Here is a 26,947-nt window from a genome sequence, read left to right on the forward strand (position 1 = left end):
CAATGGCTGAGCTGTCGCAAGTCTCGGTCACGGCACTCAAGGGTGTCGGCGAAGCCATGGCCGAAAAACTCGCCAAGGTCGGCCTGGAAAACCTTCAGGACGTACTGTTCCACCTGCCGCTGCGTTATCAGGATCGCACCCGCGTGGTGCCGATCGGCCACTTGCGACCGGGTCAGGACGCGGTGATCGAAGGCACCGTCAGCGGCGCCGACGTGGTCATGGGCCGGCGCCGCAGCCTGGTCGTGCGCCTGCAGGACGGCACCGGCGGGCTCAGCCTGCGCTTCTACCATTTCAGCAACGCGCAAAAGGAAGGCCTGAAACGCGGTACCCGCGTGCGTTGCTACGGCGAGGCCCGGCCCGGCGCATCGGGGCTGGAAATCTACCACCCGGAATACCGCGCCATCACCGGCGACGAACCGCCGCCGGTGGATGAAACCCTGACGCCGGTCTACCCGCTCACCGAAGGCCTGACCCAACAGCGTCTGCGCCAACTGTGCATGCAAACCCTGACCTTGCTCGGCCCCAGCAGCCTGCCCGACTGGCTGCCGCAAGAACTGGCGCGGGACTACCAACTGGCGCCGCTGGCCGACGCGATCCGCTATTTGCATCACCCGCCAGCGGACGCGGATGTCGACGAACTCGCCCTCGGCCATCACTGGGCGCAGCACCGTCTGGCCTTCGAAGAACTGCTGACCCATCAGCTGTCGCAGCAACGCCTGCGCGAAAGCATGCGCGCACTGCGGGCGCCGGCCATGCCCAAAGCCACCCGGCTGCCGGCCCAGTACCTCGCCAACCTCGGCTTCCCGCCGACCGGCGCGCAGCAACGGGTGGGCAATGAAATCGCCTACGACATGAGCCAGCACGAGCCGATGTTGCGGCTGATTCAGGGCGACGTCGGCGCCGGTAAAACCGTGGTCGCCGCCCTCGCGGCCTTGCAAGCACTGGAAGCCGGTTATCAAGTGGCGCTGATGGCGCCCACCGAAATCCTCGCCGAACAGCACTTCATCACCTTCAAGCGCTGGCTCGAACCGCTGGGCCTGGAAGTCGCCTGGCTGGCCGGCAAGCTCAAGGGCAAGAACCGCGTTGCCGCACTGGAACAAATCGCCAGCGGCACGCCGATGGTGGTCGGCACTCACGCCTTGTTCCAGGACGAAGTGCAGTTCAAGAACCTCGCGCTGGTGATCATCGACGAACAGCACCGCTTCGGCGTCCAGCAGCGCTTGGCGCTGCGGCAGAAAGGCGTTGGCGGGCGGATGTGTCCGCACCAGTTGATCATGACCGCCACGCCGATTCCGCGCACGTTGGCGATGAGCGCCTACGCCGACCTCGACACCTCGATCCTCGACGAACTGCCGCCCGGCCGAACTCCGGTGAACACCGTGCTGGTCACCGACACGCGCCGGGTTGAAGTCATCGAACGGGTGCGCGCCGCGTGCGCCGAAGGGCGTCAGGCGTATTGGGTGTGCACGCTGATCGAAGAATCGGAAGAGCTCACCTGCCAGGCCGCCGAAACCACCTATGAAGACCTCACCGCCGCCCTCGGCGAGCTGAAGGTCGGCCTGATCCACGGCCGCATGAAGCCTGCCGAAAAAGCCGAAGTCATGGCTCAATTCAAGGCCGGTGCATTGCAGTTGCTGGTGGCGACCACGGTGATCGAAGTTGGTGTCGACGTGCCCAACGCCAGCCTGATGATCATCGAAAACCCCGAACGCCTGGGCCTGGCGCAACTGCACCAGTTACGCGGTCGCGTGGGCCGGGGCAGCGCCGCCAGTCACTGCGTGCTGCTCTACCATCCGCCGCTGTCGCAGATCGGCCGTCAACGCCTCGGCATCATGCGTGAAACCAACGACGGCTTCGTGATCGCCGAGAAAGACCTCGAACTGCGCGGCCCCGGCGAGATGCTCGGCACCCGCCAGACCGGCCTGCTGCAATTCAAGGTCGCCGACCTGATGCGCGACGCCGACCTACTGCCGGCGGTGCGCGACGCGGCCCAGGCATTGCTGGAGCGTTGGCCGCATCACGTCAGCCCGTTGCTCGACCGCTGGCTACGCCATGGGCAGCAATACGGCCAAGTGTGAGCAGTGTCTCAGTTTCTGAGCGATGGTTTTAAACAAGCTGGTTATACTCCTGCAATTGTTTGAAAACGGACACACACCATGACCGAAGTTGCCCTCGCACCCGAAGCCCCGCACGCCCCGTCTGTTATCCGGATGCTGCTCGGCAAGCTGGGCATCAGCTACGCCGAAGTGCTCGATCGCCCGGGCCTCAACCCCGCCCGCAAGGTGCAAGCGGTGTTGGTTGATGACGCTGTCGGCGCGCTCATGGTGCTGTTCCCGCAGAGCCAGTTGCTGGACCTCAACCGCCTCGCCGAACTTACCGGTCGCCGGCTCACTGCCGTGCCGACCGAACGCCTGGAGCGCATGCTCGGCAAACACAACCTGAGCTTTTTGCCCGGCCTGCCGGCGCTCACCAGTTCGCCGTGCCTGTACGACGAAAGCCTGCTGCGCGAACCGCAGTTGCTGATCAACTCGGGCGAGCCGGGCGTGCTGCTGGAAATCACCAGCGAAGACTTCAAGAGCATGCTGACCAAGGCCAGCGCCGCGAACTTCGGCGAAGCCCTGAGCCGCATCCGCCCGAACCTCGACCGCCCTGATGATGACCGCGAGGAAATCACCCAAGCGGTGCAGGCCTTCACGGCGCGACGCATCCAGCAACGCCTGGAAGCGACCATCGAGATTCCGCCGCTGGCCGAAACTGCACAAAAAATCATCAAGCTGCGGGTCGACCCCAACGCCACCATCGACGACATCACCGGCGTCGTCGAAACCGACCCGGCGCTGGCCGCGCAAGTGGTGAGCTGGGCCGCGTCGCCGTACTACGCGTCGCCGGGCAAGATTCGTTCAGTGGAAGACGCGATCGTCCGCGTGCTGGGCTTTGATCTGGTGATCAACCTGGCGCTGGGCCTGGCCCTGGGCAAAACCCTAAGCCTGCCCAAGGACCACCCGCAACACACCACGCCGTACTGGCAGCAATCGATCTACACCGCTGCGGTGATTGAAGGCCTGACCCGCGCCATGCCGCGCGCCCAGCGCCCGGAAGCCGGCCTGACCTACCTCGCCGGCCTGCTGCACAACTTTGGCTACCTGCTGCTGGCCCACGTCTTCCCGCCGCACTTCTCGCTGATCTGCCGCCACCTGGAGGTCAACCCGCACCTGTGCCACAGCTTTGTCGAGCAGCACCTGCTGGGCATCAGCCGCGAACAGATCGGCGCGTGGCTGATGCGCTACTGGGACATGCCGGATGAACTGGCCACCGCGCTGCGCTTCCAGCACGACCCGAGCTACGACGGCGACTACGCCGAGTACCCGAACCTCGTCTGCCTGGCCGTGCGCCTGCTGCGCAGCCGTGGCATCGGCTCCGGCCCCGACGAAGAAATCCCCGACGCCCTGCTCGACCGCGTCGGCCTGACCCGCGACAAAGCCAACGACGTCGTCAGCAAAGTCCTCGAAGCCGAAGTCCTGCTCCGCGAACTCGCCTCGCAGTTCACCCAACCCTAAAAGCATTCGCAAGCAAGCCCGCCCCCACAGGATTGAGATGATCCCTGTGGGAGCGAGCTTGCTCGCGATGAATCCACCTCGGTCCACCTGACCGTACGCCGCCCAGCCCCTGATCGTTCCCACGCTCTGCGTGGGAATGCATCCCGTGACGCTCCGCGTCACAGCACCCACCCCAAACCGCCAACCTCACGCCTTAGGCTTAGCCTTCCTAGGCTTCAAATACTTGGTCAACCCCTGGAACCACATCACCAGCGCCGGGTTGCCCTTGATCTGAATCGACTTGTCCTGAATCCCGGTCATGAACGCCAACTGCTTGTTCTTCGCCTGCATCGTGGCAAAGCCATAAGCCGCATCTTTAAAGGCAATCGCAAACGCCGGCTCGGCATACACCCCGGACTTGCTGCTAATGCGCTGATCCTTCACCACAAAGTGCCGCGCCACCTTGCCGTCCAGCGTCTGCAACTGAAACACCAACTCTTTATCACCCAACTGCTGCTGAAACGCCGGATTGGTCCGACTGGCCTTGCGCATCAGCAAGCCCATCATCCACAGAAGAAAACGAAATTTCATGCTCAAGCCCCACAGGAAAAAATGAACGCTGGCGCAGTGTAGCGGCTTAAACCCAGAACGCCACCGTTGCGCAGCGTTAGAAGAAGATGAAGCGCTTTTTCAGCACGATGACCACCAAGTCACGTTTCTCAAAGACCACCACTTCCCCCTGTAGCAGCTGCCGAAGGCGGCGTTCGGCCGCGCAGCGGTCGTAAAACCAGACAACTCAATCTCGGCTCTATCCCAGCCCCATTGGCCTCGGACATTTCCTTCAAGTTGTAGCGGTGTTCGGTAACTATCCCGGCCTGCGAGTCAGGGCTAGTCTCACCCTGTCACCAAAAAACGGTGACACGGACGTGCAAGTCCGAGTAAAAAACAACCTTTCAAAACCACTAGCCATGCAACGAACAATTTGTGTTCGCTGTTTATGCTTTATGGCAGCTGTGTGCGGGAGACCTTAGGGTCTGCCGAGGTTTTCTGGGATTGGGTTACTCGGTCTTGCACCCCGCACATGGCTGCCACCCTCTATTCGCGTGCAAGCGAACCGGGTCAGCCTCCATAAATAAAGAGGAACCCGATCATGTTCAAGCCAACACCAAATCCACCAGAAGACCCAGCAACTTCCCCCTACGAATCCCTCGATTCCAAAAAACTCCACGAAGCCGCCGAACGCGCCCTCGACCACCACCTGGGCACACCCCCACCCAAAATCCACCTGGCCGACGCCCGCAAAGGCCAACTCTTCATCGTCGCCCCAGACGTCGACACCGACAGCCTCCTGGCCAACGCCTCCGAAGACATCGCCTCCATCAAAGCCATCGCCGGCGACCTCGCCTTCGAAATCGAAGGCTCCCGCCGCAACGTCGCCCTCGCCATCTACCGCATGGCCGAAGGCGCCCAACTGCTGATCGACCGCGCCATGGACAACCTCGATTCACCGAATCCGGTGGAGTATCGGGTTAAGGTGTAATCCAACCAAAGAGCGCGCCGATATCGGCGCGCTTCTTGACGATGGCTTACGTTCGCTCAGGTGTCCCCGAATGGGTATCACGCAGACCCTACGCTCCGTTGCTGCGCTCACCCACTCGCGTGGGAATCTTCGACGCTTTGCCCGCGCCAGACATCAGCGAGACATACTGCTTGTAAGCCTCCGCCGCCAACTCTTTATCGTTCGCCCCCCAATAGCTGTCCGCGAGATTCAAATAGGCAACGACTCTGCCGGGGTTATTCGCAACAACCGCTTTTAGCAGCTCAATGGACTCTGCGTAGTAACCCGCTTCACCCAGCAGAAAACCCAGATCATTAGACCAACCGGGCATTTGAGCGAAGTAGTACTTTCTCACGATGTAGCTTTGCGGATCACAGCGGTCACTCTCTCCCCCCATAAGGAAATACCCCATCACCTCGTTGAATGCGCGAGTATCCCCTTTGCGATACAGCGCCAACGCCTGATCGAGTTGTGTCGCTGTATCAATCATCATCAGCTTTTTGTACCCATCACTGGGCGTCCCGGCGTGGACTCCATGTAATTGCTCAAAAACCTTAAGCCCATCGAAAGACTCCAAAGAGACTTCGCCGACCATTTCTTTGGGTAATTCTTCAACACTGAGAATCGAGCGGTCACAGGAAGCGCTATTTGTCACCTGCAACACATTTTTCAACTCAAACTTTTTTGAGCTTTTGCTGTAGCGAAACAGCAGATTGAAATTATAAATACCATTATCTTCTTCGTTAGTCACCAGAGCAATGTAGTCTCCTGCTTCGCCGGAAGACTGCTTAACCGATACTGGCTCCGCTTGTTGATCTATAACCTTAAGCGTTCCCGACTGGCAATTAATAACACTGACGCTGAAGCCATCATTAACGGCTGACGAATACTGAGTCTTTATCGACGGTAACGCCTTGGACGTATCCAAAATAATTTGATCGCCAGTCTGTTGCTCAGGAGCGATCAGCAATCGGTGATAAGCCGCATCAGATTCCGTTGTCAGCACAAACACATTTTGACGCGATGCGTCGCCCAACAAATTGGCCGATATCTTTTTGATGAGCGTTGGCTCACTGGACCTGGACCTGTTCTCCGATGTCTTTTCCAGATTAAGCACGGGTTGATTCTTCGAGAGCTGCCTACAATTGGAGTAACAAACCATCTTGGCCAAATCAGGCTCGTCACTTTCCATAAACAAATACGTGGCGCCCCCCCTTCGTTGCCTGTCAACGTAAACGGGCACACTGACCGCCAACGTGTCAGCGGCCAAAGGAGTGGGTATGTCGTTCGCAACCGTTACCACGTTAGCTTCGACGTCGCCGCAAAGGGACTCAATCGCTGCCTCACCAAAGGCAAGATTCGCTCGGGCAGTCAGCTCAGCGGAATCCGGATGACACTCATAGCCATGCCAACGAGGCCCAGACGGCATAAAAATGTCTAATGAAAAGATATAAATTCGATTCAAAACTATTCTTTTATCGTCATAACTAAACGCTACCCAGCGACGCGTTTTGGATGAAGAATAGTTTTGATTTTCAAGAATGTACTGACTGCCGTACCGATAGAGCTCATTTGAACTCAGCACCCCCATGGGCTCCGGCTTATCGAAAAGCTTCTTCCCTGAATGGGCATCTACAATATAGCCATCTTTATCCAAGATAACTGAGCAACTGCTGATGGCCTTGCTGTCGTCTCCGCATGACTTTACTTGTGGGAAAACCAATTCAGCGGCAACGACCCCTGAAAAATGAAACACCAACAATAAAATCAAATATCTCAACTTATAAAACCTGAATAATTTCACCACTGGCAACCCGTTTCAGGAGAGGACTCAACGTACAGGGCATGATCAAAAGAGTAGCGTTTTTTGCTTTTATAGTTTGTATATGACATTACATTAACAAGCGCGCCTTGAGTCGCCATTACATATTCACCGGTCACCGCACCCTCAGAGACCTCGACCCACGTTGTTGTGAATTCAGAAGGCCCACCTTCGGCCATGTCTTTCGCCTGAATGTCTTTGCGCACCAGCGCGATTGACTCCTTGGATGCCCCATACTTGACACCGGCAGCAACCCAATTGGCTGCCGGATCATAGTAGGTTCTAAATTCGAATTTGATGCTTTTCCCTTCCGTGGAGCGGAAACAGTAAATCTGTGACTCCACTTCACTGTGAGCAATCGATGGGCACATCAACACCATTAGCAAAAACAACTTCTTCAAAACAGCTCCCTTGTTTCTTCAGTTAAAGATCAGGCGCAATCTTGCCCAGATAGTCCGTGCGTTCCAGACTCATTCTTGCAATGCAATTGTTCACCGTCGTCACATAGGCGGGCAGGCCCGTCTCAATCTCAAAAGCTTCGAGCGGACAATCCGTATCGCGTAACTTGATCCAGATGCGCTGTGATTCCTTGACCTTCGTCTTGAATACCTTCCCCGCATCGGGCTGGGCTCGATACTGGGAGTCGAGCCGCGCCATCAGCTTCTGGTAACTGGTATTGAGCCGGGAATCGGCAGCCTTCTTCGCGATGTCTGCACACGTCTCAATCTGCTGACTTGCAGCCATTTCGTTGCAATCCACCCCAGCAAACGCGAGTGATATCGGCAGAAATACATCGCCCGCCAGAGTGTAAACAAGTACCACCATAAAACGCTTCAAGGCTTTCATGCGCTCACCTGCTTCTGCAAAGGCAGCCGAATGAACAGGCCACACAGCAATCCCGCCAACAGCATCGTGAGATTACGGCTGCCCATAGGTGATCCTTTTCTCAGCAGGACTCTGCTCCCGTAGCGCCTGTGCAGTAACGCCGTAAGCCTTGATCAGTTCGCGGCGAGAGCCCTTCGAACCGAACGAGCGAACAGTATTGCTGTAGGAGTAACTGACCAGCTCTCCCGACATCGAGTAATAACCAAACCATTCAGGACAAGCACCGCACCCACCGTATCCACCGATGAATACCAGGCTGCCCTTTGTCCCTTTCATACAGGCCATGGCCACCACAACGTTTGCCAACATCTGCGTGCTTTTCCCGTCAGTGGTCAGTTGTGACACCCGGCCCACATCACGTCGCAGCACTTTGCCGTTGATGTTGATCGTCTGGTCGGAGCAGACCGGCAGGGGTTGAGCTTCGCCCTCTTCAACCGCAACAGATCGACAAGAAGACACCAACTCCACATCGACGCCGCCACACTGCAGAACATCATGCTGGGTATAGGCATCACTGGCAGCCAAGGCCCAGAACGAGACCATCGCCAATACACCGCCCACGAGAAAGCGCTTCACCATCAACCGCCGCCTCTTGGAATCCACGCGTCCACAGAAATCATTGCTCATCTGCATCACTAACCTTGGCCAAGCACTGCGCATACCCCTTCGCGAATCCAGTATCAAAGGTCAACGCTACTGGCTCCTCAAGCTCCGCAGAGGTATTGCGCAGTACATGCTTGGAGACGTCGTACTCAACCCAACCAATGATTCCCGTGCCATCCGTCTCATAGAAAAGCTGAGCCCGGACCTTTTCACCGTCATCTTCATCGATCAGCAGATTGACCTTATTCTTGGTGACGTAGCGAAATGGGAAATTACTGCTGCGGACCATCTCGGTGAGATAGCCGTAACAACCATCGTCAGTCGCAGACGCTACGGGCACAAACAACAGAATCCCTGCCATCGTTGCCATGAAAAGCCTGATGAAGCTGCCCATCCATATCATCCTTGTTCAACGTCCGAATACCTTGAATCCCTAAGTCGCCAACGATCAGGAATCCTCGACCTTCAACAAACGAAAGTCGTTGTTCGTAAACTCGTAATAGCGGACTCGATCACCGCTGAGTAGCGGTTCCCCGCTCAAATCCACTTCAGCGTCAGCGGTAACCCCAGAAACCTTAATCAGGTTGCTGTCGGGCTTGAAGGTCATATGGAAATAGCCGCCCTCTTCTCCAGCCATGTAGTAGGCATTCGGCAAGCTCGCGACCACCGCGCCTGTGCGAGCATCCAGCACCTCACCGCAGACAGTCCCGCCGCCACAACCCATGGTGTGCACGATGTAGTGCCCGGCAAAATTGACCTTGCGCGTGATGGCCTGCGCCCGATACTCATCCCAAAGCGGGCTGCTGTTTTCAACCGGCAACAACGCATGGTTCTGCCCGGTAAACACCTCGGCAACCTTGAAGTCCTCAAACTTAAAGTCGGCGGCGAAACACATTGATGTTGAGATGGCGAGGAAGCTGCCAAATAACGCTGAGAGTCCTTTCACTCTGATACTCCTGGGTTTCAACAGCCTTAAAAAAAAAAGCAGAATGACCACGGCCTCATTGAAAACCTATGGCTGATACGGTTTTCTTGATCCCTTCAAACACCTCCGCGCTAAGCCGTAACGGCGCGGAATCGTTCTCTGCTGTCCCGATCAGAACCTGGTCGTCATGCACAAGACAGAAGTTGATGCGCTTAAAGTTGTGCCTGGACGTGTCGGCGTAACCAATGATGAAGCCACGCCAGTTCGCACCGTTTATTGCCTCAAACACGTAGTCCTCTGACCTTCCGGCGCTCGGCGCCGCCACCCAGCCGTTATCGGTCAAGGTCCCGGGGCATTTGAGGTCGTTACTCTCTCGGATTAACTGCAGCTGCGGGCTGACCTCTACTTGCTGAACAGTGGCCTCAGGCGTGAGCCGCGAAAAGTTCGCGGTGCTTTCACAGATCAAGCCAAACCATTTATCTGCCAAACTGCCGCGTTTGCGAAAACCCCACTCATAACCTGCCGACATTTCGGCCTGCCAGAGGTAAGGCAGGGTCTTTTCCGTCGGTGCGGTAATCGACTCGATAAACAGCACATCCGGGCTGTTGAACTGAAGATACTGGTGCTTCAACAAGCCGAATGAAAAATGACAGTTGTCCAAGGACACCTGGGTATGAACCGGGCCTTGGACAAACTGCGCGTTACCCAACGCATTACCCACAACGACGGTGTTATTGAAGGTTGGGGCCACTGAAGATGCCCATGCCAACGAAGGCAACATCACGATCCCTGTCAGTACGCGTCTCACGTAACACCTCCTTGTGCCCATTGCCATTGAGGATGGAAATCAGGGACAGACTGCGATTCTTCAGCCAATATCGTGGTCTGCCCCAAATACTTCCAACTCTAGACTCTCAAAATTTAACATCGTTAAGCGCATTACTGCGTATCGCAGATCGGCCCACTGAGCGCTTCACCTTCAACCTTAAATTTACATACCTCTGTAATGTCTGCACCCTGCGTTAGAGGTATAAGCGTTAGAGTGAGCAAAAGTTCGTTATTAGAAAACTCTCCCTTTTCCAGAACAACCTCGGAGAAATCAGCATTGAAGCTTTTTCCAGAAATACCGCAAAGCTCCGTTGAATTACTGGCAGTACCTTTGCCGCCTGATTTCAGGACCTCAACCTTTATGCATGGACTGCCAAGCAACTGGTAATAGCGAATCAACTTACCAGAAATAACAGCCGTATCAGCTTTATATACATTTACGACTGAATTCTTTTCATCCATGGCCAAGGCACAGCAGGAAAAAACCATACCTACCAACAACATTAAGCTTTTCATTTCTCACCCTAAAAAAATCAAGGGACAGACCACAATTCCTCTTAAGCCAATATCGTGATCTGCCCCTGACACACTTACTCACGCCCGCTCAGCAATCATTTCTTTTGACCATCTATTGAACTAAGCAACCCTTTCAACGCGAATATATCACCTTCAAAAAAACTATTACACTGAGAAACAACCACATAACCTTCGTTTATTTCCCTCTCGAGGGTACTACACACTACTCCCGCGCCCTCGTTACCACCTTGCCCTTCGTATGCAACATCTTTCATACTGATCAACTTCCAATTATCCTGCGTCATCTTTAACTTCGCCACAGTTGGCGCATCGGAATAACTCAAAATCGCATTAGGATATGGTAATTTAATTAAATTATTATAAGGCAGCGAGGCACCATTCCCCACCACTTTCAAAATAGCGTCTAAATCCTTCCCCGCAACAATAAATGTTGGAAGACCCTCAAGATCTGTCTCATAAGAAGGCTGATCACGAGGGGCTAACTTCAGTATATTTACATTTCCTTCCCGGCTACAATCAGCAACTTTAAGCTTTGATTGCGACATATCAAATGTGCATTGCCTTTCTTCAGCAGGTACCAACACTGAAAAAGAAACAGAGCAAATAAAACTCAATACAGAAAAAGCAAATTTATACTTTATCACTCAACACATCCCATTTTCGCCGACCTATTCCAGATCGAGACCAGGTGCAATCTTGTCCAGACAATCCGAGCGCTCGGACAAAGCGGATAGATCTTTTTATCAAGGCAACCCGACACACCTTTCAAATAAATCCGTCCTTTTTAGCCACTTAACATCACATGCAATATCTAATGTCAACACCCACCCACATTTTCGCAAAGGACCCAACCGCGTATTTCTTTTTTCTTCGTTGTTGTATAAAGAATAGAGATCCACCCGGCTGAAACAGCCTCCTGCTTTACCTTGTCACCCTTTACCAAATACATCTTTGTATCAGTTGCCATGGACTTCAACGAATATATTGACGTCTTTTTATTAACATTTAGATCAGGTAGCTTACCGCTCGCCCAGCCACGGTAATTTTTGGACGCCAGTTGAGAAACAACAGCATCGCGGATTTTGAAAGGATAGGTATAAATCGGCTGATCGTCATTGTCATTTGAAGAGAGGACGTCAGCACCACTTCCGAAGTAGTCCGTTAACTTTTCATCAGGGGTGAATTCCCCCTCGATTTTGTGAAATGCCATTACGCTGAAATAGTCGCTTCCGTAGCTTATCCCGGTATAGGAACGAATAGGTGCGTTATGAATGACAAATAGCTCCTTATCACTATTCACTACATTTGCTGTGAAAACGTCTCGTACTTCGCCGGGATCTGCAACATAAGGTAACCGTGAAATGAATTTTGTGATACCAGTAGAGCAATCAAGAAAGCTGACGCCAAGCCCCATTTCCGGGTTTGGCTTGCCCTCATCCTCAAGTACGGCGATTGAGCTGAAAACAATCATCCCCCCCTCCACCGCTAACGGTGGATAAGGTGCGTCCTTAGGTGCTTCACATGCAAAAGTATAGGAAGCACCAAAAAAGATCACCAAAACCAATAAACGCATAAATCCCTGGAAAAAAACCATCCCGCCCTCAAAAAATTAGATACAAGGGACAGAGCACGATTCTTTTTCAACCAATATCGTGATCTGTCACTGATATAAAACACTAAGTTAACGTTTATATTTTTTAATGTACGCCTTTATTGAGGCAGCATCCTTATATGCAAATGTTTGTCTTTCGCCCTCTTGACATCCATCAATGCCGCTCAAATACTTGTCAAAGCGAATCAATTTATTGGCAACCAAGTTGCTATTTGCACCTTGCTCGTAACCATAGACTTGATAAAGAGCCCCATAAGTACCAACACCTCTACTCGTGAGCTCCCAAGAAACCAATACAAGTACATTCTTCTTCCCCCTGACAGGATAAAAAAATATCGACTCTATCTTCGGAGCTGATCCAGCAACATCATACTTATCTACCAGCGTTCTTACAGAACTGCCACCACTTCTCATCACATCCAACACTAGCGATACAGGAAACTCCACTTCACCTGTTTCTAAAAATGATAGTTCGCCACCCTCTACAACTGTAGTTTTGTATGGCCCTTGAACTACTTTGCCCTGTAAATACTTCCCATCGTCTTGAGCGACGGCTACCCCCGTCAACACAAACAAGAAAACGAACGCGAAAAACCTGAGCATTACAGATAGCCTCTTAATCAGAGATTCACTAACGTCGCTAGAGCTTGGTATCTGCTATTCCTATCTGTGATAGCCCATGGGGGCAGGCCGCGATTTCTCTTCTATCGAAATCGCGGCCTGCCCTTGATGTACTTTCCTCTCAATTAAAAATAGAGAATAATTCCGCCAAAATATCTGCTAACATCCGTCCGTATCGACACATTGGACCCATCCCCGAATCTCTTTTCCTTTTGATGTTTTAAACATAACTTCGATCCACCCTGCCTCCACCGACTCCTGCAAGACCGAATCTCCCTTTATTAAATACATTTTCGTCACATCAAACAAATTTGCAGAGCTATAAATCGATGTCTTCTTACTAATAGTAAGCTTGACCGCTTCCTTATCAGCCCATTTTTTATATGCTGCAGAGTTAATTTTCGCGACAACTTCATCAGCAGTCTTATATGGATACCTGTATGCCAAAACTGACTCATCGGCATCGGATGCGATATCCCCACCCACCCCAAAATAATTTGATAGCCGCTCATCCCTTACATAGCCAGATGGCGTATTAGAATAGACATGAACAGTGTAATAGCCCCCTAGATACTTTACACCCGTATCTGCTCTAATCTCGACACTATGAATGACAAACAGTTTAGGTTTAGCATCGACTTTGTCATCTGCCAAGAAGGCGGCCTTAACATTTCCCGTCGCCGCTAGAAATGGAAGCCCCCCTATACGCTTTTTTACACCGTCAGCACAGTTTACAAAGTCAATCTCGATAGCAATATCGTCGGAGTCTTGACCCTCTTCACCCGCCAAAGGCGCATTATTAAAAACTACAAACCCTTCGTCTGTTTTAACAGCTGGAAACGCATCACTTTTTGGTGACTCACAAGCCAGAGAATTTATTGCGTAAAAGGCAAACAGAAACACAAAGAACTTAAACAGCTTAATAGTTTTCATGCCGAACAGGCTCCGTACAGCTCTTCAAAAATATTAGCAATATCTTTCGTAAACTCAAACCTTTCAACGAGCCCCTTTAGGCCTGAGTTAATCACTCTAGTTACCGCCTTGATTTTTTGATCCATTGGCAAACCGCTGTCATCTGCAATAGGACCGATGCTATTCGACTTCCAGAACCAAAGTCCGGTTTCAATAATAACTTCGTATCGCTTTCCACCAACCCTGGGTTTGCATCAATCGCTACACCAATAGCTTGAGCACAAATCAAAGGGGACAGATTTATTTATGAGTACCCCCCAGAGAAGCCATCAAATAAATCTGTCCCCTTTTCTCTCCCATCATCCTAAACCAACAACAAACCCACTCACTTTTCTTGCTTGTTCATTCAGTGCTTATTCTTATCTGGCGCCTTAGCCAATTGACGTGCTCGCTCAATAGTCGTCCGTATTAAACAGTCATTGGAATACTCTCCGAAAAACGTTTTATACGATTTAGCATCTGATTGGCATTCCGCATCTCGAAACTTCATCCAAGCCCGTTGCCCTTCTCTCAAGCCCTTCTGCGCGTTATCGTCGAGACGAGTCAATCGATCCCGATACACGGCGTTGAGCAATGCATCTGCATCGACAAGCGCTACATCAAGCGCAGCGTTGGAAGAGGCCGGCCATTCTACGTCAGCCAATGCCTGCTTTGCCTCATTATTCCAATTGTAGAAACCGTTTTCTTCGACCTTAAGTAAAGCAGATCGTCCGTAATGATTCGTCGGATCGCTCTTACTAATTTCCGAGCGATAAGCAATTTCCAGATATATAGGATCGGTTGCGCGCTGAGGTTCATTCAAGAGGGTTTGCCGGACAATAGCCCTCTGCTTTTTATTTTCGGTAATCTCTATCGAAAAACAAGGGTCTGGGCCAGGGCGTTCAGGTGCCTTGACTCTTTCCTGGCAGAGAGTACGGGATGCCATAGGTATTGAGTCAGACCCACCCCCTATATCTGTAACCCTTACAAGCAACCGAATTTCCGGATCTTGAGAAAAATCGGCCTGTAGCACAGTCGCCACCATCGTGCCTTCTGCTTTAACAACAGTCGACAGTAACGCTAGAAAAATAGCGACGCAAAATCTTGAAACCTGCATTCCTTGCACCTTAACAATATGACGATAGCAATAAATTAGTAACGGGGAAAATCAAGGGTAGATCACGATTTTTGTTCAACCAATATCATGATCTGCCCCTGATATACTTCGCCTGAATACTTAGCTTGAGATCTTCCTGAAGGACTAAGCAGCTATTACTTATGAGCTTCCGAACACTTCAACTCTTTGATAGCAGTCCCTTCGACAGGTATAGTACATGCCCTTCGTTCTTCACCCGTCATCCGAAGAGGCGTAATACTAAGTATCAAATGAACACCATCATCCTTTACGGATATTTCTTCGAAGCCAGCGTCGGTAAAATCCGAGTCAAATGACTTTCCTTCGAAAGTGCAAAAATTTGAGGTGGACAATACTTTCCAATTACTGTCCGGGCTAATAACCTGAACCTCAAGACAGCTATTGCTAAACGTTTTTACGTATCGAACCACATTAGCTCCGACACGACCAAATCCAACTTCAGAAACGGCGCCAATATCTGCTGTTGCCGCTGTAGCACTGCCTAGAAAAAAAACACAAAAAACAGGAAATAGTTTCGAAAACTTCATAAATCACCTCAGATAATCAACACGACTATTAAATCGTTGTTCAGGAACATTCCCCCATTTCGACTGATCACTTATCACACTTGAGAATGCAGACAAATTATTGTCTGTCATGTGCCTTTGGATAAGAGCCCTCGCGTCCCCTGTATAATCCCCTCTATAGATCAAGTCTATAGCCATATCCTGAATCTTAGGGTCAGTCGCATCCCAGTTCAAATGACCATATAAGCCAACAACCGTAGGCTTATCCGAAATCCGTATGACCTCACTCTTCATATAGTCATAAATCGGCACAAATAACTGATGCTGTTGCTTCCTTGTTATAAATATCTTTCTAATCTCCGGGCTCGCACTATTGAGATAGTCCCTAGCAGCAGTGCCACTTAAGCCTTTTGAGCCTATAAGCCAACTAAGCAAAGGTTCAGCGATACCCACTGCGGCAAGATCACTTTCAGGGTTTGGCCTTTGACCCAAGTCATATCCTCTCCCAATTGTTACCCCAGAAGCTCCTCCAGGCCAATGCACTTTCCGACTGAAGTACATATGCAATGGATTCGCCGCATCTTCCAGATCATTCCCTTCTACATCGAAGGTTAGCTGCCCTCTTTCAACTTTCAGCCATTTCAAATCATTATCACCATCCAAAGCAAGAAAATTATCAATAAAGCCAACTGGATGAAAATGATAAATCAAGCTTGAGTTAATAGCTGCCGCCCCAGACAGCTCCTCCCAAAAAACATATTTATCTATTCTTTCTTTTTCATGTTTAAGCGTCTTCGGAGTCGACTCAAGCAACTGGTTCAACTTACTCCACTTCGCCGAATCCGCTTTATCTTTCCACTCAGTCGGATGACGAGCAATAAGCTTAGCCCACTGGTCTCGCGTATCAGCATTCTTCAATGCGTCGGCGAGTTCGCCCGGATCAACGTCACCATCGTGATTTGTATCAATTTTTGCAAAGAGGTCTTTGAAGAACTGCGGCATGTCTTCAGGGTCGAGGAATCCATCCGCTGTCGCGTTGCTCTCTTCAACGATATGGAAACCCAATTTCTCCCAGTCGTGTTGCGTGATGATTTCCGCACCGGCTTTTTTCATCAGTCCAACAACCGGCTGACCATCATCGACAACACTAACTTCATACCAATCTTCGGTACCTACTTTAATAATCGGAGCCTTGCTCAAGTCAACCGCATGCTCCGTCTTGAGCGGGGGGGTGCTGCCAGTGGCAGGCGCTTTTTTCTTGAGTTCGGCTCCGACTGGTAGATGCAGATACTGCTTGCCTATCTTCAAACCGGCGAGGTTTTTGAGGAAATCTATGACGTCGGCTTCAGCAGTAAATATCTCGATGTGAACCTGGAGCTTACTGTCTGTCCCGCCCTGTTCACTGGTGAGGTTTTCAGTTTGACCCATATAACCAATCGGATCACCGGCCTTGATGCCGATGCTAGTCGACACCACCTCAAATTCTGTAGGCGTGAGCGACTCCCACTGCACGTACTGACTATCCGGTTCGCTTTCGATAATGGCCCAGAAATTTGCTGGTACGCTTCCCGTGCCCGTCCAAATGCTAGCGTCCACCGGTGTACATGGGGCCATTCGCCGCAATCTGTTGTCGAGCACCAGGTTCACAACATCCTTGCTGTTGAACTCAATGGTGCTATTGACCGTTAGCTCTAGATTCCCACCTACACGTGCACCTGCAGGTTGCCCATTCGTTGGGTTCGCTGGTGCAGCATACATCGCCAAGCGTTGGCACGTTTTAGCCTTTACCTTCCCTTGCCAATACCTGGGTTTGGCACGCTCCGGTATGTCGTCCGCCAACCAAATGCGTTTCGGTACGGAGTTTTGATAAGGTGCGCCATCCTTCAAATAGGCGAACCAGACCTCACTTCCAGCTTCACGAACTTTTTGTGCCCCATGCTTCACACTGCCGGAAAGGATTTTACCTTTGGCATAGGTGACGTTACCGACGTTTCTTTCCTCCAGCACCTCAAGCTTGGTGCCTGTGGCCAGTTTCCCCGGGTACGGTCCACCGCTTGTTTCGGGAAGGTCGTCGTACGCCTTAAAGTCGTTTACCTGCATGGTCACTTTGGGTTTCGGTGTCTCATCCGGGGATAACGGATAACGCTTATAGGGCAGCAAATGCATGTACAGACTGTAGAAATTCAGCTTGTTTTGCTTACCTTTGTTTGGCCCTTCTTCCGGGTTGGGCGCTGATTTGTACTCGTGCCGCACCAAGCAGAAAGAGCTGGAGTAATTCAGTTTTTTCGCCGCGTCCCCCTCACCAAATGTTGACTGCAGATAATCCTCATTAAGGCGATATGCGACGACTTCACCATCGGCCATGCAGCGTATCGGCTCATTCAGTATGCATTGCGGAGAACTTGCATCACTGATATGAATGCCGCCATGCCAGAACTTATTGCTGCCCAGCAGGTAATGCCCTGACCGTTCATTTTCGAGTACTTGGTAAACCTCTTCTGCATCGATGAACTGTTTACCGTCAGCCTTTCGGAACGGATATTGGAAGTTCATCAACGGCGTAGGGCCTGCCGGCGTAGGGGCCGGAGCAGCTGCAGGCGCTGGCGCTGGTTGCGCCCCGGTTCTGTATTGGGGCTTCGGACGCAAAAACTTTTCTGGCATAGGCCAGAAGCCACTACCTTCGCCATAAAGTGTGGATTTCGGGCCGGTCGAAGATTGCGAGCCGAAAAAGTGCCCTTTGGTCCGGTCTGGGTTAATAGTCTCGATTACCCCTGTATGCCCGTGGAAAACGATCCACAGTGCGATATCACCGGGTTCGACGCTCGCAAGCGGAATTACGTCGAAATGGGTCAAGTCCGTATTTAGCTGTGACGTTGTCAGGTACGGGATTGTATATCCCGCATCCTTTAGCATTCGGTACAAAAGACCCGAGCAGTCGATTTCTTTCTTACCGTTGTTATCATGGTCGGTGTAGCCCTTGTAGGGGCCGTATTCATATTGGCTGCGATATTGATCCCGCTGCTCAAGTAGTCCGGTACTCATCAGAAGCTTCCTGCTTTAAGACATTGAATTGAGCTATCAGCAACGACACCTTGTACCGCCAAGCGGTCAACAGCGCGCGTACCGGACTCAAGACCAGATTTTTTAGCCTCTTGGTAACACGCCATTGCCCGAGGTAGATCGACAGGTACGACATTGCCGACTTCGTACACTTCGCCCAGTAGAAGAAGTGCGTTGGTTGAGCCTCGGCGCGCAGCGTTTTCCAATGTAGCTATCGACTTTTGTGGATTGATACAGACGCGTCTATCGTCGTACTCACCCTCATCGCAGTAAAAATCTGCGAGCGTCAAACCTGCATCTGGAATGCTGTTAAATGCCGTGATCAAAAGATCCAGAATCTTGGCATTCTCCAGCCGCGGTGCTTGTCCAGAAAGACTGATTCCAGCCGCAGCGTATGCGGCTTGTGCCGACCCCTGTTGCGCACCAGCTAAATAACTATCCAGAGCGGCGGCATACAAATAAACACCGGATTCGGGGGAGGCCAGATTAACCAACCTGTCGAACATCGCGCCTTTTTTCAGCTCTCGTTCACCGGGTGATAGCTTCTCCGTTCGAGCTACTGCATCCATTACCGCCTCAAGCGACCAATCCTCCACACGGTGAAGGCTCCAGCAATCACCATGCTTGAAGATGAAAATTTTCAAAAATTCGCCCGCCTGATCACGGACAATCAGCTTGTTCGGCAACTTTATCTGAATGGTGAGTTTCGACTCAGCAGCATTTTCTGGAACGAGTACCTTCAACCCAGCGGGGTCCAATGTCTTGAGACTGCGCTCGACAACCTTCGGTTTTTCCCCATCAGCCGTTACTTGAAGTTCTTGCACGGGTGACGTGGTAAAGGACTTCTGTACCTCTGGCTCAGATGAGAAAACTTTGACGAACCCTGCAAAGTTGTCGCTTGGGCATTGAAGGTCACTAGACGAAGAGGCAAAGGCACCAGAACACACGCCCAACGTCAGCAATGCGATGGAGACCCACTTCAATTGCCTAATGTGTTTATTTTTTGTCATCACAAAACTCATCACTCAGAAAACACAAAAAAAGCCTTCGGTTTAACCTTCTCAGGCGGCGCATTCCCCAACGCCTGATCCATCAAACTCCCCGCCTTATCCTTATCCGCCGCCCCCGGCAGCACCGGTGGCTTAATCCCAATCCCCGTCCCACTCCCCGCCGAACCTCCAGCATTAATCTTCACCACCGGCCCAACCACCGTCACGCCACCCGCATCCAGCTTGATAAAGCTGCCACCGCCCTTGATTGTCAGTTCCGATCCCGCCTCGATGACCATTTTGTCGCCGGCCTTGAGGTGGATTTCTCTTCCGGCGCTGGTGAGTTGGGCGGTGCCGAGTTTGATGTGTTGGTTCTGGCCGATGGTCAGGTGGTCGTCCATCCGCGTTTCGACTTTTCGGTCGGCAATGGTGGTGCGGTGTTCTTCAGCCTTGAGTTCGGTGTAGGTGTTCTTGATCACCGTGTCGTGGCGTTCGTTGCCGACGCGGATTTTCTGGTCGTGTTCGATGTTTTCATCCCAGTCGCGCTGGGCGTGGATGAAGATTTGTTCGGCGCCTTTTTTGTCTTCGATGCGCAGTTCGTTGAAGCCGCCGCCACCGGGGGAGCTGAGGGTTTTGAAGACGCTGCGGGTTTTGTTCGCCGGCAAGGCGTACGGCACCTGGTTTTCCTTGTGGTACAGGCAGCCGGTCACCAGCGGTTGGTCGGGGTCGCCTTCAAGGAAGGTGACGAGCACTTCCATGCCGATGCGCGGGATGGCGATGGCGCCGTAGCGGTCGCCGGCCCAACTGCTGGAGACGCGCAGCCAGCAGCTGGTTTTGTCGTCGGCCAGGCCTTCGCGGTCCCAGTGGAATTGCACTTTCACGCGGCCGTATTGGTCGCAGTGGATTTCTTCACCTTTGGGGCCGGTGACTTGCGCGGTCTGGCTGCCGAGCACGCGGGGTTTGGGGTGCAGCAACGCCGGGCGGTAGAACACGTCCCACGGGGTGGCGAGGAAGCGGTTGCGGTAACCCTGGTGGAAGTCGTCCTTGTTGGCGGTGGTGTCGCTGGTCACCGACTCTTCGAGGACTTGCGGTTGTTTGCCTTCGTGGATGACTTCGGTCAGCAACCAGAGGTCGTTCCACTCGGTGCGCGGGTGGTCGGAGATCTCCAGGAAGTGGCCGCTGACCAGGGTGGTCTGGTCGCCACGGCCTTCGGCTTGCTGGTAGTCGGCGCGGTGGCGTTCCAGCGCCCGCTGGCTGAGGAACTTGCCGCGTGCGCGCTCGGTAAAACTACCCGGGTAGTCGTAGTCTTCCAGGTCCGGCTCGTCACTTTTGCCGTCGGGTTTGTAGGCCGCCTCCAGTTGCAGGCGCGGCTTCTCGAAATCGTAGTCGCGGCGCGTGGTGCGGTTGGTGCGGGTTTCCAGGCGCAGCGTGAAGCCTTTGATCACCGGCTCGTCGGCGACCATGCCGCTGCCCTGCACGTAGGCCGTGGGCTGGCCGAGTTTCGGGAACACGGTCTGGTCGTCGCCGAACACCAGTTTGTGGCCCTTGGCGTCGTGCTGGAAGTGGTAGTGAATGCCCTCTTCCTCACACAACCGCTGGACGAAATGCAGGTCGGTTTCGTCGTACTGCACGCAGTAGTCGCGATCCGGGCACGGCTGGCTCAACTGGAAGCTGTAGGCGTTGCCCTTGATGCCGTGTTCTTCGAGGATCAGCGCAATGATTTTCGGCGCCGACATCTGCTGGTAGATGCGCTGGTTGGTGCGGTGGCGCAGGTATTCGAGTTGCGGCACCAACGACACTTTGTAGCGGGTCAGGCGTTTGCCGGCATCGCCTTGGGCGACGCGGTAGATCTGGCCGTGAATGCCACTGCCTTTCGGGTCGAACGCCAGAAACGCCTGTTTGTGCAGCAGCGTTTCCAGGTCCAGATCGGGGTTTTCGCTGACCAGTTCCAGGTCGAAACGATAGGGCTGGCTGATGCCTTCGGTGCCAGTGAACGACAGCACTTGCAGGTCACCCTGGAAGTCAGCTACGGTCAGGCTGAAATGGGTTTCGTTAGAAGGGTTGAACATTGCTTGCTCCCTGTTCGGTAGTCATCCGTTGCGCCGATGCAGCCAGCGTTGCAGCCAGGAGGAAGTGGCGCCCAGGGCGTCACGCAGTTGTGCGGCAGTGATCGTGCGATCTGCCGCATCGAAAGCCAGCGCCGTGCGCAGCGCTGGCCAGCAGTGTTTCGGTAGATTTTTCGGTGCATGCAGCTCGCGTTCGAGATCCCCGTCGCGGGCCTCGGTCGACGGCAAGCGGCGGAACGGGTGTTTGCCGCCCGCCAGTTCATAGATCACGCAGGCCACCGCGAAGAGGTCGGCGCTGGCGGTCAGCGCTGCGCCTTCCAGCAGTTCCGGCGCGGCGTAGCCCGGGGTCCAGGCGTTGAAACGACTGCGGCTCAAATGCGGCAGGCCGGGCAATACGCCCTCCTCGGCCTGGCCGAGGCCGAAGTCGAACAAGCGCACGCCCTCCTCGCTGAGCATCACGTTGCTCGGTTTCAAATCACCGTGCAGCACGCCGCGACCGTGGGCATAGGCCAACGCGTCGAGCAGCGGCAGCGCAATGTCACGCAATTCTTGCCACGGCAGGCCCAGGGGCCGTTCGCAGAGCAGTTTGTCCAGCGTCAGCCCACGCATCAGTTCCATGGTGATGAAGGCGCGCTGGCACTCGGTGTCCACTTCAAAGCTGTGCAAACGCACCACGTTCAAGTGGCGCAGGCGCCGGGTCAGGGCGAACTCGCTGTAGAGCAAGGCACTGGCGTCCGGCGATTCGGCAAATTCTTCGCTGAGGATTTTCAGCGCTATGTACGGGTCGGGGTCACCGAACTGTTCGTGCAGCAGGTCCCGTGCGCGATACACCGCGCCCATGCCACCGGCACCGAGCAAACGCTCGATGCGGTAACGCCCCGCCAACACGTCCGGCAACGCGCCAACGCTGGCCCGGGTCGTCGCCACGGCACGCGGCGCTGCATGGGATTTAGCGAAGGCAAAGTAGGTCAGGTTGGCCGCTTCTTCGTCGCTGACCAGTAGCTCGTCGAGCACAGGATTGAGTTCACTCATTGGCGGATCACCACGGCAGTCAGGTTGTCCCGCGCCGAACCGCGCAAGGCGCCGTCGAACAACCGTTCCAGCGCCACGTGCGGCGCGGTCAGGCTCAAGGCGTTGCCCAGCGCGTCGCTGCTCAAGCCCTGGTACAAACCGTCGCTGCACAGCAGAAACGCATCGCCGGGATAGACCTCGAGTTCGAGCACGTCCAGGGTCAATTGCTCGCTGGCCCCGACCGCACGGGTCAAGGCGCTGGCGGCCGGATGAGCCCGGGCTTGCTCGACGCTCATCTGTTGTTCGTCGATCAGTTGCTGCATCAGCGAATGGTCCTTGGACAGCTGATACAAACGCTGCCCACGCCACAGGTAACAACGGCTGTCGCCGGCCCAGATGCAGGCCGCGCGATTACCGTCCACCAACAACGCCACCACCGTGCTGCCCATGATGCTGTCATGGCGCCCGGCGGTGACGGTCAATTCCTGGCCCAAGCGACGGTTGAGCCAGTGCAGGCACTGGCGCACGCCTTTGAGCCGCTCGTCGAAGCTGTCTTCGACGGGCAATTCCGCCAGGCTGGCGACGATCAACTGGCTGGCGATGTCGCCACCCTGATGACCGCCCATGCCGTCCGCGACCACCCACAGGCCATGCTCCGGGCTGTCGAGGAAAGCATCTTCGTTGCGCGCCCGAACCTTGCCCGGATCGGTACGCGCCGCGCTACGCCAGGGGCTGGCAACCAGCATCAGAGCTGCACCGGCATACGGAAGGTGCGCAACACGCCCATGTCGAACGGGTTCGGCGTGCGCTGGCTCATCAGCAGGTAGTTGGCGCGCAGGCCACCCACATCAGCCTTGAGCACCAGTACGTCGCGACCGGTCAGGTATTCGGTCTGCATCAAATCGAACAGACGGAACAGCGACCATGGGCCGGTGTTTTTCTCGATGCCGATCGGGCGGCCGGCCATTTTTTCGAGGACCAGGCTGGTGCGACCGTCTTCCGCGTCGGTTGGCCATTTGAAGGCCACCGGCACGATCGGGCCATGGCGGTATTCCATGGTCTTGTCGCCAAAGCGGAACTCGGAACGGCTGACAGCCGGGTCGAGGGTGTACGGCTCCAGTTTGAACTGCACCTGCGGCTCGGCCGGGTTTTCGGCAAAGAAGCTTTGGCGGATCACTTGTGCCGCAGCCATCTGGTCGAGGTAGACCTTGGACATCGGCAGGCTGTGACCGTCAATGCTGCGCAGGCGGTAGTTGCCCGGATCGCCGCTGACGAAAGGCCGCATGTAGGTGTCGAAGAAGCGATCGGCAATACCCTGCGCCTTGAAGAACTCGCGGAAGTCGCTGATCGCAACGTCGCTAGTGCTGTGGGCGTTGAACGGGTAACGCTTGTTGATCGCCTTGCCATAGAAGCTGTACAGCTCGCTCTGGTAGCGCTGGTTGAGGTACTGGTAGGAATCGTTGAGCACCAGACGCCAGGTGTCTTCGGCCAGTACGTTGAACCACACGCTGATCGGGCGCGGCAGGCGACCCGAAGCGTTGCGCAAGTTGCTCAGCGCATCGCGCTGGCCGCTCATGCGGGTCTTGGCCATTTCGAACGCGGCCTGATCCGGGGCACTGGCACGCGCCAGGCTGGACAGTTGCAGTTGCAGGTCGTTCAGCGCTTGCAGCGCCGGGGTCAGGTCGGCGGCCGGGCCGTTGTTGTCATCCAGCAAACGGTGCAGCGGTTCGAAGCGCCGTTGCAGGGATTTCTTCGCGGTGTCCGGAAGGTTCTTGGTCAGGGCTTCCGACGCCTTGCCCGCAGCAGCTGCGGCGAGCTTGCCGAGTTTTCCGCCCTTGGCACCCAGTTTGTCAGCGACGTCGGCGGCTTCATCAGCGCTCTCGGCGATCACCGGGAAACGGGTGTTCTCGCGCACTTCAACCAGCATCTGCAGGATCGGCGAGTTGGCGGACGTCAGCCCGGCCAGTTGCTCAGCGCCTTCACCGGCGTCGTTGATTGGCCGCAACGCCACCTGGCCAACCGCTTCACTCCAGAAGTTGGCATAGTCGCGGAAGTACAGTTGCTCCAGTTCGACCATCAGGCGGCGCAAGTCCATGCCGCTCATGCCCGAGCCTTCGCCCAGCACCCAGTTGTCACGCAGGATGTCGGTGACCAGTGCCGAGCCCTGGACCGAGAAGTACTGCTGATAACCCTGTTGGGTGTAGAACCCCGGGATCACGTAGTCGGTGCCGACGAACAGTGCACCCTGTGGACCGAGGTGTTGGCTGAAGCGGTAATCCGGCAGGTTGCGGGCCTGCTCGCGCAGCATCCGGTAGACCACGGTGGCCAGCGATTCGCTGCGCAGAACCTGACGCGCCTGGGCGACCAATGCATCGTTGAGCGGGTAGATAAACGGCTGCTTGAGCAGACGCTCGAAGTGCCCGTTCAGACCGTTCTGCACCGCGGTGTTGCCGGTGTAACGGACCGACCAGTCCTGAGCCACCCAATCTTTCAGCCACGCCGGATCGCGGCGATCCTTCATGTTCAGCATCAGGTAGGCGCGCAGGCTGTTGAGCAGGCGATCGCGGTCGCCCATGTTGCTGCGAATCTGCCCTTCGAGCAGTTGCGCCACTCGCGGCAGCAGCTGGGCTTCAAGTTCACGCTGGTACGCGTTCTTGACCACCGGGTTGCTCTCGTTGCCCTGATACAGACCACCGCGCTCGAACATCGACACGTCGCCTTTAGGCGGGAAAACCTTGGTCGCTTCATAGCTGGTGTCGAGGGTTTTCAGCACGCCCATCGCATCATCCCGAGCGGTCAGCGCCGAGCGTTGCTGGGTCCAGGTTTGCGCCAGCGAACGCAGGTGTTCCAGGCGTTCGTAGTTGGCCGAGAAACCCGTTGCCCAAAGCAGGCCGAACAGGCCCAGCGCCGCCAATGCACCGACGTACAACGCGCGCTGGCCCCAATGGATGCGGTTGCGTTCGCGCTTGTCCAGACCGGCCAGATCGGCCTCGGGGAAAATCACCCGGCTGAGCACGTGGTGGATGAACCGCGAGCGACCGCTGCGCAAGGTTGGCAACACGCCGCTGTCGATGCCCAGGCTGGCGCCAATACCCGCGGTGCTCTGGTCCATCTGTTGCTTCAAGTGCGGTGCGCTGGTCAGGTAGAAACCGCGTAACTGGCTGACACGCTGGTAGCGGTTGCCGGTGAACGCCATGTCGACGAACAGGCACAGGCGTTCGCCGATCTGCCCCAGTTGATGCGGGAAGTCGAGAATGCGACCACGGCGCTGGGTGTCGCGCTCCTGGTGCATGCGCATGATCACCTGGCTGTTGAGGCGACGCAGCAGCTCTTCGAACTCAGCGCGCAGCACGGCCACGTCGGTGCCGCTTTGCTCTTTGCGGAAGCTGGTACCGAGCACCTGATCGCTTTCTTCGCGGGTCAGCTGATCGAAGAACTCGTCGAAGCCCAGCAACTGGTCGGCCTTGCTCAGCACCAGATAGATCGGCAGGTCGACGTGCAGTTTTTGATGCACGTCTTGCAGCCGCGCACGCACCTGACGCGCCAGGGTGTCGAGGTCTTGTTCGGTGCCACTCAGCAGCAGTTCCACTGGAATGGTCACCAGCACGCCGTTCAACGGGCGGTTGCGACGACGCTTGCGCAGCAGGTCGAGCAAGGTGGTCCAGGCGCTGCCGTCGACGTCCACGTCCGGCTGGGTCAGGTAACGCCCGGCGGTGTCGATCAACACGCCGTGGTCGGCGAAGTACCAGTCGCAATGGCGGGTGCCGATGGTGTCGCGGGTGAGTTTGCGGTCGATTTTGTTGATCGGAAACTCAAGGCCCGAGAAGTCCAGCAGGCTGGTTTTGCCGCTGCCCTGCGGACCGATCAGCAGGTACCACGGCAGATCGTTGCGCCAGCGTTCGCTGCGGCCACGATACAGGCTGGAGGTTTTCAAGGTGCGCAGCGCGTCTTTGAAACGTGCACGCAGCTCCTTTTGCTCCTCGTCGATCAGCTCTTCGCGGCGAATGCGATCCTGGCCGTCTTCGGTTTCTTCGACGGCTTTTTTACGCACACCGGCGCGCCAGCTGACGAAGACCATGGTCAGGCCCCAGATCAGGAACAGCACGCTGATGGTCAGCAGGCGCGAGGTCGAGCCTTCCCAGAATTTGTAATCGTTGACGGCCAGCAGCGGTCCGACGAACCACACCAGCAGCGCGACGAACAGCACCAGCAGCAGAGTCCAGACCCAGGTCTTGCGCAGGAACGCGCCGACTTTTTTGAAAAACTTTTTCATCACACGTC

General features: G+C 54.7%; 24 protein-coding genes. 3 read left to right on the plus strand and 21 right to left on the minus strand.

What is annotated here, in order from left to right; genetic code table 11:
• Positions 1-2: 2 nt before the first annotated feature.
• Entirely contained in the window at positions 3-2,078 is a 2,076-nt protein-coding gene (recG, locus tag AC1DIG_RS23365) for an ATP-dependent DNA helicase RecG (RefSeq protein ID WP_477769202.1), read from the plus strand.
• A 78-nt stretch (positions 2,079-2,156) separates the two neighbouring features.
• Entirely contained in the window at positions 2,157-3,557 is a 1,401-nt protein-coding gene (locus AC1DIG_RS23370) for an HDOD domain-containing protein (RefSeq protein ID WP_477769203.1), read from the plus strand.
• 186 nt (positions 3,558-3,743) lie between these two features.
• Here the strand turns inward: AC1DIG_RS23370 and AC1DIG_RS23375 are convergent, their stop codons facing one another.
• Positions 3,744-4,127, minus strand: a complete 384-nt coding sequence (locus AC1DIG_RS23375; protein WP_477769204.1) for an SCP2 sterol-binding domain-containing protein — start codon at positions 4,125-4,127, stop codon at positions 3,744-3,746.
• A gap of 559 nt (positions 4,128-4,686) precedes the next feature.
• Between AC1DIG_RS23375 and AC1DIG_RS23380 the strand changes: the two genes are divergently transcribed.
• On the plus strand, positions 4,687-5,076 hold the full coding sequence (locus AC1DIG_RS23380) for a DUF6124 family protein (protein WP_477769205.1): 390 nt from the start codon (positions 4,687-4,689) through the stop codon (positions 5,074-5,076).
• A gap of 88 nt (positions 5,077-5,164) precedes the next feature.
• Here AC1DIG_RS23380 and AC1DIG_RS23385 read toward each other — a convergent pair whose 3' ends face one another.
• From AC1DIG_RS23385 to tssM, 20 genes are all read right to left on the minus strand, one after another.
• A complete protein-coding gene (locus AC1DIG_RS23385) occupies positions 5,165-6,874 on the minus strand; it encodes a tetratricopeptide repeat protein (RefSeq protein ID WP_477769206.1) in 1,710 nt (569 codons plus the stop codon).
• A gap of 20 nt (positions 6,875-6,894) precedes the next feature.
• Positions 6,895-7,317, minus strand: coding sequence for a hypothetical protein (locus AC1DIG_RS23390; protein WP_477769207.1), 423 nt, complete (start codon positions 7,315-7,317; stop codon positions 6,895-6,897).
• A gap of 22 nt (positions 7,318-7,339) precedes the next feature.
• Positions 7,340-7,762 (minus strand): lysozyme inhibitor LprI family protein, encoded by a 423-nt coding sequence (locus AC1DIG_RS23395; RefSeq protein WP_477769208.1) that lies wholly within the window; start codon positions 7,760-7,762, stop codon positions 7,340-7,342.
• Positions 7,763-7,834: 72 nt separating this feature from the next.
• The gene (locus tag AC1DIG_RS23400) at positions 7,835-8,428 is read right to left on the minus strand and encodes a hypothetical protein (RefSeq protein WP_477769209.1); all 594 of its coding nucleotides are present in this window, start codon (positions 8,426-8,428) and stop codon (positions 7,835-7,837) included.
• Positions 8,418-8,798 carry a hypothetical protein gene (locus tag AC1DIG_RS23405; protein WP_477769210.1) on the minus strand — a complete coding sequence of 127 codons (381 nt, stop codon included), beginning with the start codon at positions 8,796-8,798 and terminating at the stop codon, positions 8,418-8,420. The genes AC1DIG_RS23400 and AC1DIG_RS23405 overlap by 11 nt, the downstream gene beginning before the upstream one ends.
• A gap of 54 nt (positions 8,799-8,852) precedes the next feature.
• Positions 8,853-9,350, minus strand: coding sequence for a hypothetical protein (locus AC1DIG_RS23410; RefSeq protein WP_477769211.1), 498 nt, complete (start codon positions 9,348-9,350; stop codon positions 8,853-8,855).
• Positions 9,351-9,405: 55 nt separating this feature from the next.
• A complete protein-coding gene (locus AC1DIG_RS23415) occupies positions 9,406-10,137 on the minus strand; it encodes a hypothetical protein (RefSeq protein WP_477769212.1) in 732 nt (243 codons plus the stop codon).
• 131 nt (positions 10,138-10,268) lie between these two features.
• On the minus strand, positions 10,269-10,673 hold the full coding sequence (locus tag AC1DIG_RS23420) for a hypothetical protein (protein WP_477769213.1): 405 nt from the start codon (positions 10,671-10,673) through the stop codon (positions 10,269-10,271).
• Positions 10,674-10,768: 95 nt separating this feature from the next.
• On the minus strand, positions 10,769-11,338 hold the full coding sequence (locus AC1DIG_RS23425) for a hypothetical protein (RefSeq protein WP_477769214.1): 570 nt from the start codon (positions 11,336-11,338) through the stop codon (positions 10,769-10,771).
• A 173-nt stretch (positions 11,339-11,511) separates the two neighbouring features.
• The gene (locus tag AC1DIG_RS23430; protein ID WP_477769215.1) at positions 11,512-12,288 is read right to left on the minus strand and encodes a hypothetical protein; all 777 of its coding nucleotides are present in this window, start codon (positions 12,286-12,288) and stop codon (positions 11,512-11,514) included.
• Positions 12,289-12,375: 87 nt separating this feature from the next.
• Complete coding sequence (locus AC1DIG_RS23435; protein WP_477769216.1) at positions 12,376-12,909, minus strand: hypothetical protein; 534 nt, start codon at positions 12,907-12,909, stop codon at positions 12,376-12,378.
• Positions 12,910-13,086: 177 nt separating this feature from the next.
• Positions 13,087-13,860, minus strand: coding sequence for a hypothetical protein (locus AC1DIG_RS23440; RefSeq protein ID WP_477769217.1), 774 nt, complete (start codon positions 13,858-13,860; stop codon positions 13,087-13,089).
• 385 nt (positions 13,861-14,245) lie between these two features.
• Entirely contained in the window at positions 14,246-14,995 is a 750-nt protein-coding gene (locus AC1DIG_RS23445; RefSeq protein WP_477769218.1) for a lysozyme inhibitor LprI family protein, read from the minus strand.
• Positions 14,996-15,150: 155 nt separating this feature from the next.
• Positions 15,151-15,561, minus strand: a complete 411-nt coding sequence (locus AC1DIG_RS23450; RefSeq protein ID WP_477769219.1) for a hypothetical protein — start codon at positions 15,559-15,561, stop codon at positions 15,151-15,153.
• 3 nt (positions 15,562-15,564) lie between these two features.
• Positions 15,565-18,582 carry a hypothetical protein gene (locus tag AC1DIG_RS23455; protein WP_477769220.1) on the minus strand — a complete coding sequence of 1,006 codons (3,018 nt, stop codon included), beginning with the start codon at positions 18,580-18,582 and terminating at the stop codon, positions 15,565-15,567.
• The gene (locus tag AC1DIG_RS23460; protein WP_477769221.1) at positions 18,582-19,610 is read right to left on the minus strand and encodes an SEL1-like repeat protein; all 1,029 of its coding nucleotides are present in this window, start codon (positions 19,608-19,610) and stop codon (positions 18,582-18,584) included. Before AC1DIG_RS23460 ends, AC1DIG_RS23455 begins: the two co-directional genes overlap by 1 nt.
• 11 nt (positions 19,611-19,621) lie before the next feature.
• Entirely contained in the window at positions 19,622-21,658 is a 2,037-nt protein-coding gene (locus AC1DIG_RS23465; protein WP_477769222.1) for a type VI secretion system Vgr family protein, read from the minus strand.
• 21 nt (positions 21,659-21,679) lie between these two features.
• Positions 21,680-22,687 (minus strand): serine/threonine-protein kinase, encoded by a 1,008-nt coding sequence (locus AC1DIG_RS23470; protein WP_477769223.1) that lies wholly within the window; start codon positions 22,685-22,687, stop codon positions 21,680-21,682.
• Entirely contained in the window at positions 22,684-23,412 is a 729-nt protein-coding gene (locus tag AC1DIG_RS23475) for a PP2C family protein-serine/threonine phosphatase (protein ID WP_123581112.1), read from the minus strand. The genes AC1DIG_RS23470 and AC1DIG_RS23475 overlap by 4 nt, the downstream gene beginning before the upstream one ends.
• Positions 23,412-26,939: a type VI secretion system membrane subunit TssM gene (tssM, locus tag AC1DIG_RS23480; protein WP_477769224.1), complete on the minus strand. Its 3,528-nt coding sequence runs from the start codon at positions 26,937-26,939 to the stop codon at positions 23,412-23,414. The genes AC1DIG_RS23475 and tssM overlap by 1 nt, the downstream gene beginning before the upstream one ends.
• Positions 26,940-26,947: the final 8 nt, after the last annotated feature.

It is taken from the genome of Pseudomonas sp. 05N431 (assembly GCF_056397005.1).

Bases quoted from the DNA above. Each gene is read 5' to 3' on its own strand.
- recG (WP_477769202.1), top strand. From the start codon at position 3: ATGGCTGAGCTGTCGCAAGTCTCGGTCACGGCACTCAAGGGTGTCGGC.
- AC1DIG_RS23370 (WP_477769203.1), top strand. From the start codon at position 2,157: ATGACCGAAGTTGCCCTCGCACCCGAAGCCCCGCACGCCCCGTCTGTT.
- AC1DIG_RS23375 (WP_477769204.1), bottom strand. From the start codon at position 4,127: ATGAAATTTCGTTTTCTTCTGTGGATGATGGGCTTGCTGATGCGCAAG.
- AC1DIG_RS23380 (WP_477769205.1), top strand. From the start codon at position 4,687: ATGTTCAAGCCAACACCAAATCCACCAGAAGACCCAGCAACTTCCCCC.
- AC1DIG_RS23395 (WP_477769208.1), bottom strand. From the start codon at position 7,762: ATGAAAGCCTTGAAGCGTTTTATGGTGGTACTTGTTTACACTCTGGCG.
- AC1DIG_RS23400 (WP_477769209.1), bottom strand. From the start codon at position 8,428: ATGAGCAATGATTTCTGTGGACGCGTGGATTCCAAGAGGCGGCGGTTG.
- AC1DIG_RS23405 (WP_477769210.1), bottom strand. From the start codon at position 8,798: ATGGGCAGCTTCATCAGGCTTTTCATGGCAACGATGGCAGGGATTCTG.
- AC1DIG_RS23420 (WP_477769213.1), bottom strand. From the start codon at position 10,673: ATGAAAAGCTTAATGTTGTTGGTAGGTATGGTTTTTTCCTGCTGTGCC.
- AC1DIG_RS23430 (WP_477769215.1), bottom strand. From the start codon at position 12,288: ATGGTTTTTTTCCAGGGATTTATGCGTTTATTGGTTTTGGTGATCTTT.
- AC1DIG_RS23435 (WP_477769216.1), bottom strand. From the start codon at position 12,909: ATGCTCAGGTTTTTCGCGTTCGTTTTCTTGTTTGTGTTGACGGGGGTA.
- AC1DIG_RS23440 (WP_477769217.1), bottom strand. From the start codon at position 13,860: ATGAAAACTATTAAGCTGTTTAAGTTCTTTGTGTTTCTGTTTGCCTTT.
- AC1DIG_RS23445 (WP_477769218.1), bottom strand. From the start codon at position 14,995: ATGCAGGTTTCAAGATTTTGCGTCGCTATTTTTCTAGCGTTACTGTCG.
- AC1DIG_RS23450 (WP_477769219.1), bottom strand. From the start codon at position 15,561: ATGAAGTTTTCGAAACTATTTCCTGTTTTTTGTGTTTTTTTTCTAGGC.
- AC1DIG_RS23455 (WP_477769220.1), bottom strand. From the start codon at position 18,582: ATGAGTACCGGACTACTTGAGCAGCGGGATCAATATCGCAGCCAATAT.
- AC1DIG_RS23460 (WP_477769221.1), bottom strand. From the start codon at position 19,610: ATGACAAAAAATAAACACATTAGGCAATTGAAGTGGGTCTCCATCGCA.
- AC1DIG_RS23465 (WP_477769222.1), bottom strand. From the start codon at position 21,658: ATGTTCAACCCTTCTAACGAAACCCATTTCAGCCTGACCGTAGCTGAC.
- AC1DIG_RS23470 (WP_477769223.1), bottom strand. From the start codon at position 22,687: ATGAGTGAACTCAATCCTGTGCTCGACGAGCTACTGGTCAGCGACGAA.
- AC1DIG_RS23475 (WP_123581112.1), bottom strand. From the start codon at position 23,412: ATGCTGGTTGCCAGCCCCTGGCGTAGCGCGGCGCGTACCGATCCGGGC.
- tssM (WP_477769224.1), bottom strand. From the start codon at position 26,939: ATGAAAAAGTTTTTCAAAAAAGTCGGCGCGTTCCTGCGCAAGACCTGG.